We start from the raw sequence: 15,255 nt of genomic DNA, 5'->3' as shown, positions 1-15,255 counted from the left end.
CATACCGCCGAGATGCACGTCGCGACATCAAGTTGCGCGTCCGGATGCTGGTCCGGGGTCAGCGGCGGTATCCGCGCGACGGTTGACGGCTGTCTGAGTCGGCGAACGGGGTGAACCAGTCCTGTGGTGCGAGATTGACTGCGCCGGGGTGTAGCTCGTGGGAGCGTAGTTCGGTGTCATCGTCGAACAGGGTCAACACATCGTGGTCTTGAAACAGGAAGTCCAGGGGCCCGTCCCAGTCGTCGTCGCTGGGGTGTGCGTCGATGCCATTGACGAGTTCGGCTCGGATCTCGGGTTCATCGGTGGCCAAGGCGCGGGCACGCCCAAGGATCAGATGCAGGGCCATTTCCTCCCCCGTGCTGCGCGGTTCAGGGTCTGCCCCGTTTTGAGCTTCTTCGGCGAGGTCGTCGAAACAGCGGGCCTGCTCACGCCACCACGACACCGGTTGAGTCCAAGTACAGGGTGGGAAGTCGCTGAGGATCGAGATATCCCGGGACGCAGTCTCGGGGTGGGCGGCGATGTCTTCGGCGGCGTCGTAGACATCGTCGGCGAGCAGCCAGGCTGCGGTCTCAACGAAGCAACGCTGCCGCGGCGTCAGCTCGATCACCAAATCATCAAACGCGTCGTAGGCGGCATCGGCATCATCGACCGAGGCGAGCGGGCCCGCGGCGTGTTCGCCGCTGGTATCGATGTGCTCGCCGTCGCCGCTGCGCGCACGCCGACCACGACCCGTCCCGAAGTTCACGGGGATCACGACCGCATCGTCGTCACCATGGTCCATACCGTCGCACTATAGGACCGGAATGCTGCCGTCGCGGGTGGCACGCCGCCACAACGAAAGGCCTGTCCTCGCGGTGTCCCGCACCCGATGCGGCTGCTATGTGACTACCGACACCCCCGAGTTCCGTGCACCGACAGTTTCGATAACTGAGCTGTCCAATGAGGCGCTTTTTCGCAGCGCACCCACCAAGGCGCGCCAGTCAATACGGCAATAGTGGCGCACCGCTTCTCGGTCAGTTTCTCGCAGGCTGTGATCGCACTATCAACTCCAGCTACGAGACGCCTCCCGCGCGATTTATCGTGACGCAGCGAGCGCAACCATCTGGGGGTCCGGTTCTTTGCCTTGCTTCTGGGCGGCCTTGACTGCAACCTTCGCAGCCGCCCTCCGTACCGCCATGCTGCGCACCCGCTTCGGCTGACCGCCAGAGACGGCGCGGGCACTGCTACCGGCGCTCGATGTCATCACTGATCTCCGTCCGTGGTGTCGGTCTCGTCCCCAGTATCGCTTCCCGCGACCTGTTCTGCCAATGCCTCGATGATCGCCCGTTCGCTGTCGGTCGCCAGATCCGAATCGAGCAACCCACCCAGGATGATCCATCCCATCTCCGCTGCACTGTCGTCATCGCTGCCGGTGCGTTCGAGCGCCCACGTCACTCGCCGCCACCATTCGGTGCGACGATTCGTTGCGATCCTTTTGCGCAATGGTCAGATACACACCTGCCACCGCGACGATCGCAGCCAGAAACGGTGCCGCAATCTGCACCGTGACCAACACTGGATTGATCGTCATTCGATCAACTCGACCTTCCACTCACGCGTCGGACAACTGCACTCGATACATCTGAGACCATCAACGCCCACGATCTCGGTCATCGCTCGAACGTCCGTCCGTGGACCCCGACGACGCTCGTATCTGCTCGTCGGTGGGCTTGTCGCCCCACCTCTGATCGACCCCGCGTGTGTTCAGCTCTGCGAGGCGATGAGCGCGCAGCTCTTCTTCTGTCAGCTCCTCGTTCGATGCACTCCCGCCGCCGGTACGCGCGGCAGCCCTCGCCTGCTCGGCGGTCCCCGTCGACAGTCGCGTCATCCGCACAACGTTCGCCACTTCGGGATCGAGGTCATCGGGCATTCGAGTACCCGAATCGACGCCGTCGCCGCTGCGCACTCGGTCCTCGCCCTGCCTGGGTACCTCGACCTGAGATACGCGCACACCGCCGGCAGCAACGTCGACGGACGGTGCCGGTGTGAACCTGCGTGACAACCGAGAATGCAGTCCCTCCAACTCAGCGCTACGTACAGCCACCAACTGCTCTGCCCGAACCAGATCACCGGCCGCTCGTCGTGCGTCGGCGATCGCATCCATGGTGCGCATCAGTTGCCGCAACAACAGCACTTGGCTGGCGCCGGAGCTCTGGATCTGGGCCTGCATGAGGATCAGCGCGGCTCCGCCGCCGCTGAGCCGCTTGTCGACCCGCGGTGCACGCTGATGCGCCGGCATCTGCGCCGCGTAACCCAATGCCCGCGATGCGGACGCCAACGGGCCCGGTGTGGTCTCCACTCGCGCCGACCATGCCGCGAACACACCCGATGTGCGCCCGGCCGCACGCGCCCACTGCGCATGATCGTCGACCGGAATCGACGACAGATACTTGTTCCACTTCTCGATGTCCTGCGCGGCCCGTGCCACCAGCTCCGGATCGATGCGTGCGCGCTCGCGACCGTTCGTGACGGTCACTGCCGCACCGCGACGCGAGGAGCTCCATTCGCCTTCGGCCGCCGTACGCGCGTCGGTGCTCTGATCCCACTCGTCACGCAGACGGGGCAGCGTCAAATCCTTCGCCAACCGCCCGCCGCCGAACCACACCGGCTTCATCCCCGCCGCGCGCTGAACTTCGGTCAGTGCCGCCGCGACCGAGTAGCCGACCACTCCTGCATCGGTGCTGCCCTTGTCGTACCGCGGGCGCACCAACACCCCGCTGCTGCGCAGACGGCGCACGAACTCTGCTTCGGTTTTCGATGCTGTCGCGGCCGCCCGGACCGTACGTTCGAGGCTCACCCGCACCGGCTCCGCGAGACCGTCGCGCTTCGCCTTCTCCAACTCCCCTGGCTTCAGACCGCGAGTACCTTTGTCCGCCTCGCGGGACGTCAGAACCTCCAATCCGTAGCGGTGTTCGAGGGTGTTGCACGCTTGATGGGCACGCTTGAAATCGTTGAACGTGTTGACCTTTGTACCGTCCTCGCGGACAGCGGAGGCCGCGATGTGAATGTGGTCGCCGCCGGCCTTGGTTTTGCCGTGCCGGATCGCCACCCAGCGTGCCGGTGCGCGCGGTGAGTCCGGGTCGTCGAAGTCCATTTCCTTCATGAAGTCCGCCGCGATCGCCGCCCACTTCTCGTCCGACAATTCCCCCTCGTCCGGGTTCAGCGACAGCGAGCAATGCCACACGTTCTGGTCCGATGTCGCATCGGCCAACGCGACAGACCGGGATACACCGTCGTCGAGCGCCGCCGACATCGCGCGCTTGTTCGTCACCGACACTTCGGTACCGAACACCACTCGCGCCGTGTCCAACTTTCCGGCGAGCCCGATCGCATCCTCGTGTGACAGCTCTCCCGTCGGCGCCGTGAACATGATGGCCTCGTGGCCGGCGACGACGTGCTGGTTCTCGTGCTCGTTCGACTTACCCGGACCGGCGAGATACACCACCAGCCCGGTCATCTTTGCGCCGCGTGTGATGTTCGGAATCAACGCCCCACCAGATCCCGTGGGAGCCGCTCGATGCGATCGAACACCCGACGAACCGCCGCCGCAGCAGCCTCGGTCTCCGGTGCGAACTCCCCCGTCGCATTCGCCACCTTTGCCAACTGGTTCAGGTTCCGGCCGACCGCTGCGATGAGCTTGGCGACCGCGAACAACTCCGTCAGGTCCTCACGAGACACCGACGCACGCGGAGCCTTCAACGCGGAGTCCGCGAGCAGCCGCGCGACCGTCACACCCTGCACCCGAGCAGCCGCCTGCACCGCGAGCTCCTGCTCATCGGTCAACTTCACCACGTGCCGGTGCATCCGCCCGCCGACGACGTTCGACTGACGGGTGCGCAACCACCCCGCTTTGGTCTCACCCATCACCCGCTCCTCACGTCCGTAAACGTTCATCCGGCCAGCGCAGCGACCCCACACCTGGGGACCCACACGAGCCAGTGTGGCAGGTGACCGCCGAAATCGCCAGATTTAGGGCACCCAAGTTATAGCTTGCTCCGCCCGGGGCACTTGCTCCGGGCGGAGCAAGTGGGGGTGGCACACGGAGCCTGCGGAGGGGGTCTCCCCCAAGACGCCAGGACGAGCGCAGCGAGTTCCGATTTCGCGAGCCACAGGTTGCGCGGCCGGCGGTTGTCCCCGGCTGTGGATTTCGGGCCCGATTGTGGGTGCCTGAGACCGAGCGGAGCGGCCCAGGAACTCTCGGACATCCACATGAGGACACAGTCCGATCCCCAGTTGGGGGCAACCGTGCTTGGCCTCTATTAGTAGGCGCACATCTGCGTTCGGATACCGCAGCCACCCGCTGGGCATGATTGATGGATGAGTGCATTGAACCGCCCCGACGTACGCAAGGGGCTACGCCGACTGATGCCGACCACGACGGCGACACGAGTCGTCGCCGGCGCAGCTGTACTCGTCGTGGTCGGAGTGGTTTGGATCTTGTGGGGTTCGCCAGAACCTGGACAAGGCGCCGGAGTCGGCGGCCTCGCAGTCCTGATCGCCGCACTCATCACCTTCTACGGCGGCGAACGCGGCCGCAGGCAAGACGCCGAAGCGAGCGGCAGGAGTCACCGACTGGAAAGCACACGCGATCTACGCGCCCGCTTCACAGTCGGCGCAGCCCAACTGACCGACCGCGCCGCCACGGTCCGCCTCGCCGGCGTCTACTCCCTTGCCTCACTCGCCGACGACTGGCACGGTGCAGGCTTTGACACCGAGCGTCAGGCCTGTATCAATCTGCTGTGTGCGTACCTTCGCAACGACACCACGAATACCGACATGCTCGAAGCCCAACTAGCCGACACGGCGTGGCTGTCCAACGCGACAATCCTGCGCCAGGAGGAGGAACGGGTGCGTACAGCGATAATCGATACGATTCGACATCACCTCAGACGAATGCCCGAGGTTCTGGGAGAACCATCATGGGTCGGCGCGGACTTCGATCTGTCCGGCGCGCACCTCGACGGTGCGGACTTCTCAAACAGTAACTTCGACACCCGAGCCCGTTTCGTCACCGCCAACCTGAAGGGTGCGAACTTTTCGGGGTGCCAACTGTCGTCCGCGAACTTCAACTGGGCATACATGGAGAACGCGGACCTCTTTAACGCCAAACTCAACGGAGCACACATGATCGGCACGAACGTGAACAATGCCAAGCTGATGAGCGCGTTCCTTTACCAAGCAGATTTGAGCAAAGCCCAACTGCGGAACGCGAACTGCGGAGCGACCAACTTCGGCAGTACACGTTTGATCGACGCAAACTTGACCGGCGCGGAACTCGATCATGCAGTGTTGTCGTACACCCACATGGCGGGCGCGAACCTTCGCGGAGCCAGCCTCACCATGACGGCCTTCCACGGAGCCGACCTACGCAACGGAACCGACCTCACCGATGCACGAGGTTTCGGCTCCGGCCACACCGCAGAGATTCAATTCGACGCCACCACAACGTGGCCCGACGGCGGACACATCCCCCCTGAAGCGGTCATCGAACACGAGACGAAACCGAATCCACCACAGAAGTAGTCAAGCTTGTACGCACGCAGTCAGGCGAAGGCGTCGAGGTCGAGTGCGATTTCGACGCCGTCTTTTTCGACGACGATTTTCGGGTGCACAGCGCCGGCGGCAGTGAGGTACTGCCGCAGCGTCGACAACAACAGATCATCGCGGCTCTCGATCCTCGACACCGCACCCTGATTCGTTCCGAGCAACGCTGCCATCTCCATTTGCGTGAGATTGCCGGCTTTCCGGATGTCAGCGAGCCCTTCCGCGTACACGCGGTTCATCTTCTCGCGTTCGGCCGCGAACACGGCCACCGTGTTCGCGATCGCGGGCTTGGTGCGCAGTTGTTCGATCCGCTCGTTCGCGCGCCTGAACGTTCTCTTCTCACCCATCATTGCTCTCCTTCACTCTCGCGGAGCCACCGCTCGATCGCGACATCAGCCCTGACGCCGACTCCGTCGTAGAACACATCACCCATCCGCGCCTTGTCGGCCGCGAACAACGCCACCACCACCCTCGTACTGTCGGGCGGAAACCAGCAGATCAACCGCAACGCGATCTGTGCATCGAACGGATGCGCCGTCCGCCACACCGGAAACCGCTTCGACTGCCGCACGCGTTTGAGATCCGGCCGATCCTCCGACGGCGGACCGTCGAGTTCACGCAGCTGCACCAACGCATCGGTCACCCGAGCAAGCACCCGCACCGACGCCGGGTCTCCCGCATCGGCCTTCGTCTCGATGCGATCGAGCCAGTCGAAGAACTCTTCCGGTGCATCAACATCCACCACCCGAGTATACCTTGCACGGTATATGCTGTGCAAGACATAGCAGTTATGGTGGGCGTGCATCGAGCGGCCCGATTCGATACCGTTGTGCACGGATTCGGACGTCATGCAGGACGCCCGAGGCCACGACAGACACAGCGCCCACACACCATCCACCGGTGTGCGCTCGGGCGTTTCCTTCGTAGCCTCGAAAGGCTCTGCCATCATGAGCACCCCTGCACTCGACCCGACCTCTGTCCGCGCCGCCGCACAAGCCGCACTCGCGAACCGCCTCGACTACATCGACCGCATCGTCGATGCACAGAACACCCGCGCCGACGCCGCCGAGAAACTTGCCGCCGCAGCCGAGACAGAGAAGAACGCGGCCGCCGCCGAAACCGCCGCCATCAAAGCAGCACTCGACAGCGGATGGACCGCCACCGAACTCCGCACCGCCGGATTGAAAGTGCCCACCAGCCTGCTCAAGAAGACACCATCACCCGCCGGCGGCAAGACAACCACGACGCGCAAACCCCGCATCGTCCGTCCCGCACCCGACCGCGACACCACCACCAGTGCGGAAGGTGCCGACGCACCAGCGGCCACCGGGGATCCCGACACAGCCGAGACCTCCGGTGCCCGCGACTACGCACAGGCACGGTGAACCAGCCGATGACCACCACACCCACCGGCACCACCCACCCCGGCACTGCACCCGCCCCCGCCGACCGACAGCCCGCATCGTCCACGACTGAGCATTGCCCACGCGTGCTGATCGGTGTGGAGGTCGCGACACTCGACCAGTACGGTGACCCTGGTTTCGTGCACTATCGCGGCGACTTCCACACCGGGACCGCCGCAGCCGGGTTCGCGATCACCCAAGCCCACAACGTCATCACCACATACGAGCCAGGCCGCGTCGCCGCCGCCCTCACCGACCACACCCACAACGACCCCACCGGCCGCAACGACGAGCGATCGACGACAGTGATCGGCAGTACCGGTGAGATCGCGTGCGCTCTCGCCGCCGACCCCACCTACGCCGCCGGCGTACGACGCGTGCACCTCCCGCCGCCCGCCGACGTCCTCGACATCATTGCCGCAACCATCAGCGACTCAACCGTCAGCGACGACAGCAGCAACGCAGATGGCGACAGCGACGGCGACGGCGCAGGGTGGTTCGTACACATCCGTACCGTGCGGCCGGGACCGATCCCCGACTCGAAAACCGTCCTCGGACCACTACCGCACTCGGCCGCCGAATCAGCAGCCGGACTGCTCGCGCAACGACTTGGCGGCGACATCACCGCCCACCCCGACCGCGGCATCATCACGGTGCGCCACCACGGGACGGTGACCGACGAAGACGAGCAGGCCGTGCAGCGCTACGACCGCATCACCGCCGCCCGCGCACAGCTCGCGACCCTGCCCGTCGGGAGCGTCGAGCATCATCGTCTGCTCACCGACCTCGCCGCTGCTGCATATCGTCCAGGAGACCCCCGATGAACCCACCCGACGGCACCGACGACACCGCACGCACGCCTGCGGACTGGGCGGAGCTGCACGAGGCCGAACTCGGCATTCTGACGCAGTTGTGTTCCCCGGAAGCATGCGATGCATTCGGCGTCATACACCGCGGGGTGCGCGCCGAGACCGCAGAACGGTTCGCAGCGCTGCTGCGCACCATCAACACCCTGTCCGGTCCGGGGTTCGCCGACCGTGCCTCGGCCGAACTGCTCGAGGTGGTCGCCGAAACCGGGGAGGTGGAGTTGATGGCCCGCCACCATATCGATGATCCGATCGGGGCGCTGGCGTTGGCGCAATTGATGCGCACCATCGCCGACAACCGGCCCGTACTCGGGGAAAGCTTCGGGCTATGACCACCACCCCGCCCTCACTGTGCCATCACTGGCGGCGGTTAATATTTCACCCGTCGCATCCGAGAAGTGGTGGTCCCTTTTTTCGGGTGCGGCAGGCGCGGGAGACAGGTCGTCTTTTTTCCACTCCCCCCCGGGTAAAGGATGGCTCCCCCACTGTTTCCCGCGCCACCCTCCACCCCGACGTTGATACGCCGATGCCGACCTACAGTGGAAGGTGCGCCCCGCCCCAGGGGTTGAGCACCGACCGCCGTGGCCCCGGTGCGGGGCGCGCTCCATCCGATCGGGCGTGCTTCGTCTGATCGAGCTGCACGTGGGCGCGGTCGACCCGCACCACTGAGATTTCAGGTGTCGGTGGTTCAGGTGCCGGTGGGTGCCTCCCACCGCCCGGTGTGGCCGTTGAAGATACGGCCCGTCGCGTCGGGGATTCGGGTGTCACGGACAGTGGCCCAGCCGCCGACACGCGCGCGTGAATCATCGAGGTCGAGCTGTTCGCCTTTTTCGTCGTAGACGATCCCGGCCCACACCATCGCCCGTAGTTGCACTGTCCCGGACTGGGCGACGACGCGGCATTCGGTGAGCAGGGGGCAGTCCAATCGGCACGCGCGTACCGCCGCGCGCAGACCGGGTGCGCCGGTGCGGTCGACGTCCCACCCGGCCGGGTTCTGACGGCATGGGATCGGCGCGTCGGGGGCGATCAACCGTGAATGCGCGGTCTCCACCGGGACACCCCGGGAGTCTCGGTGGCGGGACTGCCGCGGGATGGGGTTCGGGGGTATGGCGGGGGTCATCGCGGCCAGGACTGCACCAATGCGGCGGTACCGGCGTGCAGGGTGTTGAGTTCGGCGACGATGTAGGTAAGCCAGTTCTCGATCGTCGGCGGATCAGGTGTAAGCGTCGACGGCAACGCTTGCACCTGGTCGATGGTCAATTCGTCGATGTCGTCGGGGTAGTCGGTGCTGTCCCCTGCCACGACGTGCAGGACTCCGGTGTTGCCGGGGAAGTCGTAGCGGATGGAGAACTCGACCTCGTGTTGGGTGGCGTCGGTGAAATCGATACCGAATGTCGGTTCGTTCCACCGGCCGGTGTTCCAGGTGATAATGTCGTCGCGGATCGCGAAGCCCAGATACCAGTGCGGTTCGATCGCCGAATTTTTTGGATCGATTCCAATATGGGTGTGGCGGTCCCATCCTTCGGTGTGATCGAGCCGGTCCAGGTGCAGCGTCAACAGCACCTCGTCACGCGAGGTCGTGGTCTCGGGTGCGGCGTCCGGGGTGGTGCCTGGGGTGGTGTCACCGTGGCGGTTCGGGGTGCTCATGGTCTTCATTGTCCTACCGGTAAGTGACGTGCACGTGTCGCTGCCATGCGGCGTCAACACATCTTGACGATTTACCGTGCCTCAGCGGCCCGTGCTGCGTGATCGAGGGGACACAGCCCTTGTCGAGGTTGCGAGCGCCCGGTTGTGTTCATGGTTTCGTTGCCGGTGGCCGCCGGGAGGGTGCCCAGGCGTTGTCAGGCGGCGCGGTGCCGACGGACCATCCCCGACCCGCTGCGCGGCTCCCCGGCACCGGTGTCCTCGATTTCGTCCGACACGGTGGCCGTATCACCGAGGGGACTCCGGCAGTCCAATGCGCGACGGGTACAAGGTAATCCGCCATCGCGTACAGGTTTTCAGATAGCGATAGAGGGACAGCACGTCCGATTCCTCGGGGCGGTGTGCTACCTCGCCTATGTACGTATCGCCGGGTCGTGGAGGTCGTCGACGTGGGCGGTGTCCATGGTCTCCATCATGCTTGGCGGGCCGGTAGCAACAAGTCCGGGCCACCCGTACCGGGCCTGACGCCAGACGGCGCTGTGAATCCCCGCGATCTGTTGGTGTGCATGGTTTTTCGGTGTGCGTGGTTTGCCGGTCTGCGTGGACGCGGCGGGTCAGCGTGGCCAGCCGTGCACCAGCGCGCCGGTGGCGCGGTGCAGCTCGTTGAGCGCGTCGACGAGGTAGCTCAGCCACCCGGCTGCGGTCGGCGGATCCGGTACGAGGGTCGAGGGGACAGTGTTCTGGGCGTCGGTGTCGAGATCGCCGAAGTCGGATGGGTAGTCCGTTTCTGCAGTGTCGGTGACGTTCGGTGCGCCGGCGATGTCGTAAGTGATCCGGAAGACGATCACATGCTGATCGGGGTCCTCGAAGATCGCCCCGAGCGCGAGTTCACCCCATTTCTGCCGGTCGTAGGTGATCACTCCGGTGTCGATCGCGCTCTGCAGCAGCCAGTGCTGCTGCAGTTGCAGCAGGTGCGCGTTCCCAGCCGGTCGCGCACGGTATCGCCGAGTTCGTGGACCCGGTCGGTGTGCAGGGTCAGCAGTGGTGCTTCGGCGATCTCGTCTTCGGTGGTGGTCATGGTTGCGTCCTCTGCTCTGCCGTTCACGGCCGCGGTGCCTGCATCGGAGTTGGTGCCCGGCTCGGTCACGGTGTCTGGATCGGGGTGGGGGTCGGTGTAGGTGTGGGTGACGACGAGGACACCGGCGTCGGTGTGCACGTTCGCGCTCTCGCCGAGCGCGTCGACGAGACGATCAGCGAGCAGCACGGCATCACCTGCACGGTAGGTCCCGATGGTGGTCCAAGCTGCGGGGTCGTAGGACAGTTCCGATGCCGAACACACCTGCACGGTGATCGCGCCGGGGCCCGGGGCGACGGACTCGAGGTCGTGTGCACTGTGGTGGACGGCGGTGATCGCGGCGCGGACAGCAGCCGGGAGACTGTCATCGACGCCTGTGTCCACGACGGGGTCGGTAGCGGGTGTGGTGGCGGGTTCGTCGGTCATTGCTGTCGAGCTTGTCATGCCCGCCCTCCCATGGCGGCGGGGTCTGGGCGTCGGAACTGCTCGAGGCGGGCGAATGCGTCGCGTTGCCGGCGCCCGAGGGTGACCATGTGGTCGAACAACTGCTCTTCCGGCAGCTCTTCGGCGGCCTGGGTGATCGATGTTCCGGCGGTGCGGAAGCTGCGGCGGTAGGCCTGGGAGAGCACGATGTCGGCGTAGTGGGTGATCAGGAGCGCTTCGGCTCCGGCGGTGATGACACCGTTCAGACGTCGGCGCAGGAGTGCGTCTTTCGCGCCGTCGGCCCCGGATCGGATGAGCGCGTCGGTGACACTGGCCGGGTCGTAGGGCCGGGTATCGGTGACCAGTCCGGCGATGATGGTGAACACGCGGCCGTAGGCGACGTCGTCGAAGTCGCCTGCGGTGAGAGCGGCGGTGATGCGCCGAATCTCGGTGCTGCCATTGGCGGGGTGAAAGCTCCACATCAGGGCACACAGCAGCAACGCTTCCGGGTCGGTCGCCGGCTCGAATACGTTCCCACTGTCGATGTCCCCGCCGTCGTCGGCAAGCGCGAGAGCCACTCCAGCAGCAATACCGTTGCCCGCGTCGTTCGGTGCGGGTACTGCACGCAGTGCGTTCATAGCGGTCCTTTTCGGCTCGAAGGGCGGATGGTCAGCCCGGTCGAGCCGGGGCGAATTCTTCGTAACAGTCTATGGTGCAACACTTTTCGAATCGCTTCAGCATACCGCACAAACGGGCCGATATCCAGCCAGAACTGCTACCATTTGATCGAATATCATTGCGCTGATCCATCTTTCGACGAACCAAGCCTCTGCGTCGGGTGTTCGTGTCGGTTCCGGCTACGGTGGCGCACCGATGTCGCGGGTATCGCTGCGTTCGGTGATGTACTGGCACATGTTGCATGGCAATTGTTTTGGTCGATTTATACGCCTCGACATTTCGCGTTCCTGATGTTCCTGAGTCCCGTGATTCAGTGAAGGGTGTCGGGGCAAGGCCGGGTGGATTATGGGTGGTGGTGTTCGAATGTTTCGAGGGCATCGAGTGCGTCGTCGAGGACGAGTCGGCCGCTGCTGGTTCCGCCGGTGCCGATCGTCAGCACCACGCCCTCGTCGAGGGCGATGCGGTACACCGGTCCTGTTGCTGCGACGACATCGGAGGCGGCGTCCATCAGCGCCGAGCGGGCCGCGTTCGCGGCGGCGTGGGCGGCGTCGGTGCGGGTGAGTTCGCTGCCGGCGGCGGTCAGTGCCGGGCGGCGACCGAAGACGGTGGTGGTCAAGGTCCAGGTGATCACAAGGGGTGTCCTTCGGGTGCGGCGGTCGGGGGCGGCAACAGTGTGACACCTCAGGGCGCGCGAGCGGACGCACTGTCGACGGGTTTCACCCGGGCCTGTGGATGAACAATCGCCTTGTGGACGGCGCAGCCGGATCGGCCCGGACCTGGTGGACGGGGTCCGGGCCGATCGACTACGGGCCGGTGTGGGGGGGCGCTCAGGCTCCGCTGTCGGTGTCGGTGTCGGTGTCGTCGAAGGCGTCGAGGACTTTGGTGGGGTCGCGGCGGTAGCGGCCACCGTCGGCGAATGCACCGACCGAGACGCGGTGCAGCGTCCGGAATTGCTCCATCAGGGTGTCGTAGCTGTCGTGGTCGACGATGCGCCAGGTCACCGGGCCCATGACGAGTTCGACCCAGTGGATGGGTCGGCGTTGGGTTTCGCTGTAGCGCTGGACGTTCTCGACGTGGTACTTCGGGGTGTCGAGATAGACGACGGCGAGGGTAGCCATCGCGAACTCTTCGCGCACGGTCAGCGGTGCACCGACTTTGCCGGTGAGTCCGAACATCTGGGAGCGGACCGAGGCGAACGCGGAGATGAATCCGTGGACGGCGGCGGCGTTACGGAAGATCAGGAAGAACGGGCCGAGGTTGATGTGCAGTTCGGCGGTGTGGGATCCGGCGTGCAGGACCCGCACGTCGATCACGCCGATTTCGGCGAGGATGGCGGTGGTGTGGGTGATCACGGCGTGAGCGTCGGCGGCGCGCATCGCTGCTTCGCGTCTGCGGTCCATTCCCGTGATGTCGAGCGGTGCGCCTTTGCGCTTGTATTTCGCTGCCATGATCGATACTCCCTGGTGACTCGGTGACGTACCCGTGGAGGGGGTTCCGCCAATTTTTTTGCCGTTCTGGCAAGGGAGAGTTGGACCGGCACGAGGGGGCCGGAGTGCAATTGCCGGGCCGAAAGTTTTCAGCCGAAGGCACGCTGTGTGAAAAGTTTCGGAGCCCTCCGGGCCGGGAGCGCAGCGGACGCAAGGCGGTTGCGCGGAGGTCACCGCCGGTCACAATCGGACAGCCAGAAAGGGAAAACAAAAATTCTTTTCATAACACGGAGCGCAGCGCAGTTCGATTCGGTGGACGCCCGCAGGGCGGCCCGGCTTCGACCTTTTGCGAAAAGTAATGCACAGCACCAGAAGTAGTGCACAGCACCACAGGCTCTGCATTTTTCCGGTGTTGAGCACCGGCTGCGCGGACGAAGATCGAGCGACCACCTCCAGGTAAGTAGATGTTGGAGGCGACTGTGGGGGAGCGACGGAAGCCGACCTGGCACGATGTCGCGGCAGCACTGATGAGAAACAGGGGGCCTGGTGGTGCAGTACGAGCAGCGGCAACCGTCCGCCCGTCGCACAACGGTCAGCTCGACAAATAAATAAGACATGCAAAACACCCGAGCGCATTACGTCCTACCGGGCACGCGGGTCGGCGACAATGCGGCACGCTATTATGAATCAGAACATGTTCTGATTCGGTCGGTATTCACGTGGTACGCGGTGGTTTATTCCGGCCGAGTGCGGTGGGGTCCGGTGTGATGGTCGAGAGAGGCGTTTTCGTGGCGAAGCAGGTATCTGTTCACTTGGTCGATGACATCGATGGATCGGTCATTTCCGATGATTCCGGTGAGACGATCGAATTCTCGGTCAGTGGCGTCGAATACGTCATCGATCTGAAATCGAAGAATGCAACAGAGTTTCATCGCAAGCTCGACTACTACATCGGGCATGCGACACGGGTCGGTGGACGCAAACGCAAGCCATCGTCCAAGTCGGTGTCGCCGTCTGTCGGCGGGGCGACGACCAAGCGTGATCCGGCGCAGACACGGGCGATTCGGCAGTGGGCTGCCGACGAAGGCTACGAGGTCAACGATCGTGGCCGCATCCCTGCCGACATCGTCGAGGCGTTCGAGGCTGCACACTGACTCGCTGCCGCCAGTGATGTGGTGGCGGATCGACGGCGCCGGGTTTTAGACTATGCCGTGACCGTCCTGGCTGGGAGAGCAGGCGCTACGCAGGTGGGTCGGTTGTCTCTTCCGTGCGGGTGTGGGTCCTTGTGCGGGAGAATGGGGCCGTGTCCGCTCTCACGGGGTGGGCACACCGAGGAAGGCTCCGCGTCGGTCTGAAGCCGATGCGGAGCCTTCTTTGCGTGAGGTTTTCTGTGGACGGAACTCTGCAGGTGGGAGGCGAGTGGGGTCGATGCCCGGTGTGTATTCGCTGCTGATTCCAACGTTGGTGATCGCTGCTGTGGTGGTGGCGACGCTTGTGCCGGTGTTGGTGGTGCTCGAGGTGACGCGGCTGATAGCTGCGCTACGGCGCCGGTGCCGCTCGCCCCGCCCCTGACGACCAGTGTTCGGCACGGCGTGCTCAGTGGTACAGAAATTGCAGGCACGCCGGCGGTCGACCGATATCGTTGCCGGAGAGGTCGGTCGTGGTCGCCGTCCACGGACCTGCAATTCTTCGATTCGTGGCTCGGCTTGTGCAGCCGCCGGTGTAGGGAGGTGTGTGGATGTCGATTGTGATAGCTGTGGTGGCGATTGTGGTGGGTGTGGGGGTGAGTCTGGTTCTGCGGTATCGCCCACCACGTGAGGGCGTGTATGCGGTCGCTGCCGCACGGTGGGTGGCATGTCTGCTCACTGCGGTCGGTGTGCTCGCTGCCGTCGACGTGTTCTCCCGGGTCACCACTGCTATGTCCGGTGCGGCGGCGGTCGGGGTGACCGTGATGGTGGTTGCAGCGGCCCTGCGGCCCGACATCGCGCCCCGCCAGACCCCTGCTCCGTCGGGAGTGTCTGTCGACCACGTCGAGTAACCGTGTCGGGGTAGCCGCGTCGGCATCACATCGCACCATGAAGTCGACTGTGCAGGTACACCATTGCATTCCTGCGGGCTTGTGTGCCTGGGTTGTGCCGAGTGCCTGAACGTCGGGC

The 15,255-nt window shown here is 64.7% G+C and carries 21 protein-coding genes; 6 read left to right on the top strand and 15 right to left on the bottom strand.

The features are described 5' to 3' along the window. Window positions 1-58: 58 nt before the first annotated feature. The 5 genes from BH95_RS28655 to BH95_RS00440 form a co-directional block, all read right to left on the bottom strand. Window positions 59-781: a hypothetical protein gene (locus tag BH95_RS28655; RefSeq protein ID WP_157773027.1), complete on the bottom strand. Its 723-nt coding sequence runs from the start codon at window positions 779-781 to the stop codon at window positions 59-61. Between the two features lie 461 nt (window positions 782-1,242). Beyond that, window positions 1,243-1,434, bottom strand: coding sequence for a hypothetical protein (locus tag BH95_RS29335; RefSeq protein WP_244164740.1), 192 nt, complete (start codon window positions 1,432-1,434; stop codon window positions 1,243-1,245). After that, window positions 1,400-1,570, bottom strand: coding sequence for a hypothetical protein (locus tag BH95_RS29330; RefSeq protein WP_244164738.1), 171 nt, complete (start codon window positions 1,568-1,570; stop codon window positions 1,400-1,402). The genes BH95_RS29335 and BH95_RS29330 overlap by 35 nt, the downstream gene beginning before the upstream one ends. A 60-nt stretch (window positions 1,571-1,630) precedes the next feature. Continuing rightward, a complete protein-coding gene (locus tag BH95_RS00445) occupies window positions 1,631-3,496 on the bottom strand; it encodes a relaxase/mobilization nuclease domain-containing protein (protein WP_208601131.1) in 1,866 nt (621 codons plus the stop codon). A 26-nt stretch (window positions 3,497-3,522) separates the two neighbouring features. Next, entirely contained in the window at window positions 3,523-3,903 is a 381-nt protein-coding gene (locus BH95_RS00440) for a plasmid mobilization protein (RefSeq protein WP_037180525.1), read from the bottom strand. Between the two features lie 453 nt (window positions 3,904-4,356). Here BH95_RS00440 and BH95_RS27710 point away from each other — a divergent pair, with 453 nt between their 5' ends. Next, window positions 4,357-5,562, top strand: coding sequence for a pentapeptide repeat-containing protein (locus tag BH95_RS27710; RefSeq protein WP_052059923.1), 1,206 nt, complete (start codon window positions 4,357-4,359; stop codon window positions 5,560-5,562). Window positions 5,563-5,582: 20 nt separating this feature from the next. Here the strand turns inward: BH95_RS27710 and BH95_RS00430 are convergent, their stop codons facing one another. Together BH95_RS00430 and BH95_RS00425 are read right to left on the bottom strand one after the other, a co-directional pair. Beyond that, window positions 5,583-5,930: a helix-turn-helix domain-containing protein gene (locus BH95_RS00430; RefSeq protein WP_037180523.1), complete on the bottom strand. Its 348-nt coding sequence runs from the start codon at window positions 5,928-5,930 to the stop codon at window positions 5,583-5,585. Then, window positions 5,930-6,325 carry a hypothetical protein gene (locus BH95_RS00425; RefSeq protein ID WP_037180521.1) on the bottom strand — a complete coding sequence of 132 codons (396 nt, stop codon included), beginning with the start codon at window positions 6,323-6,325 and terminating at the stop codon, window positions 5,930-5,932. The genes BH95_RS00430 and BH95_RS00425 overlap by 1 nt, the downstream gene beginning before the upstream one ends. Before the next feature lie 205 nt (window positions 6,326-6,530). Here BH95_RS00425 and BH95_RS00420 point away from each other — a divergent pair, with 205 nt between their 5' ends. From BH95_RS00420 to BH95_RS00410, 3 genes are read left to right on the top strand one after another with little or no spacing between them, the layout of a single operon-like run. Continuing rightward, a complete protein-coding gene (locus BH95_RS00420) occupies window positions 6,531-6,968 on the top strand; it encodes a hypothetical protein (protein ID WP_037180519.1) in 438 nt (145 codons plus the stop codon). Window positions 6,969-6,976: 8 nt separating this feature from the next. Beyond that, on the top strand, window positions 6,977-7,810 hold the full coding sequence (locus BH95_RS00415) for a methyltransferase (RefSeq protein ID WP_157773023.1): 834 nt from the start codon (window positions 6,977-6,979) through the stop codon (window positions 7,808-7,810). Beyond that, the gene (locus BH95_RS00410) at window positions 7,807-8,184 is read left to right on the top strand and encodes a hypothetical protein (RefSeq protein ID WP_037180515.1); all 378 of its coding nucleotides are present in this window, start codon (window positions 7,807-7,809) and stop codon (window positions 8,182-8,184) included. Before BH95_RS00415 ends, BH95_RS00410 begins: the two co-directional genes overlap by 4 nt. A 356-nt stretch (window positions 8,185-8,540) precedes the next feature. Here the strand turns inward: BH95_RS00410 and BH95_RS00405 are convergent, their stop codons facing one another. From BH95_RS00405 to BH95_RS00375, 7 genes are all read right to left on the bottom strand, one after another. Continuing rightward, window positions 8,541-8,903 (bottom strand): hypothetical protein, encoded by a 363-nt coding sequence (locus BH95_RS00405; protein ID WP_037180513.1) that lies wholly within the window; start codon window positions 8,901-8,903, stop codon window positions 8,541-8,543. A 65-nt stretch (window positions 8,904-8,968) separates the two neighbouring features. Next, window positions 8,969-9,499 (bottom strand): hypothetical protein, encoded by a 531-nt coding sequence (locus BH95_RS00400; RefSeq protein WP_157773021.1) that lies wholly within the window; start codon window positions 9,497-9,499, stop codon window positions 8,969-8,971. A 611-nt stretch (window positions 9,500-10,110) separates the two neighbouring features. Then, on the bottom strand, window positions 10,111-10,416 hold the full coding sequence (locus BH95_RS00395; protein WP_037180510.1) for a hypothetical protein: 306 nt from the start codon (window positions 10,414-10,416) through the stop codon (window positions 10,111-10,113). Next, window positions 10,413-11,015, bottom strand: coding sequence for a hypothetical protein (locus BH95_RS28650; protein WP_157773019.1), 603 nt, complete (start codon window positions 11,013-11,015; stop codon window positions 10,413-10,415). Before BH95_RS28650 ends, BH95_RS00395 begins: the two co-directional genes overlap by 4 nt. Further along, window positions 11,012-11,632, bottom strand: a complete 621-nt coding sequence (locus tag BH95_RS00385) for a DnaB-like helicase N-terminal domain-containing protein (RefSeq protein ID WP_052059922.1) — start codon at window positions 11,630-11,632, stop codon at window positions 11,012-11,014. The genes BH95_RS28650 and BH95_RS00385 overlap by 4 nt, the downstream gene beginning before the upstream one ends. A 383-nt stretch (window positions 11,633-12,015) precedes the next feature. Next, window positions 12,016-12,303, bottom strand: a complete 288-nt coding sequence (locus tag BH95_RS00380; RefSeq protein ID WP_037180505.1) for a hypothetical protein — start codon at window positions 12,301-12,303, stop codon at window positions 12,016-12,018. A gap of 196 nt (window positions 12,304-12,499) precedes the next feature. Further along, entirely contained in the window at window positions 12,500-13,120 is a 621-nt protein-coding gene (locus BH95_RS00375; RefSeq protein ID WP_052059921.1) for a hypothetical protein, read from the bottom strand. Between the two features lie 767 nt (window positions 13,121-13,887). Between BH95_RS00375 and BH95_RS00370 the strand changes: the two genes are divergently transcribed. Beyond that, window positions 13,888-14,253: a histone-like nucleoid-structuring protein Lsr2 gene (locus BH95_RS00370; protein ID WP_037180582.1), complete on the top strand. Its 366-nt coding sequence runs from the start codon at window positions 13,888-13,890 to the stop codon at window positions 14,251-14,253. A 159-nt stretch (window positions 14,254-14,412) separates the two neighbouring features. Here BH95_RS00370 and BH95_RS28645 read toward each other — a convergent pair whose 3' ends face one another. Beyond that, window positions 14,413-14,688, bottom strand: coding sequence for a hypothetical protein (locus tag BH95_RS28645; RefSeq protein ID WP_157773016.1), 276 nt, complete (start codon window positions 14,686-14,688; stop codon window positions 14,413-14,415). A 149-nt stretch (window positions 14,689-14,837) separates the two neighbouring features. Here BH95_RS28645 and BH95_RS00365 point away from each other — a divergent pair, with 149 nt between their 5' ends. Then, entirely contained in the window at window positions 14,838-15,137 is a 300-nt protein-coding gene (locus tag BH95_RS00365) for a hypothetical protein (RefSeq protein ID WP_157773014.1), read from the top strand. The last annotated feature ends 118 nt before the right edge of the window (window positions 15,138-15,255 follow it).

This window comes from Rhodococcoides fascians A44A, assembly GCF_000760735.1.
GTDB classification, from domain to species: domain Bacteria; phylum Actinomycetota; class Actinomycetes; order Mycobacteriales; family Mycobacteriaceae; genus Rhodococcoides; species Rhodococcoides fascians_E.
The sequence above is the reverse complement of the archived record's forward strand: the minus strand, read 5'-3'. Positions and strand labels throughout refer to the sequence as shown.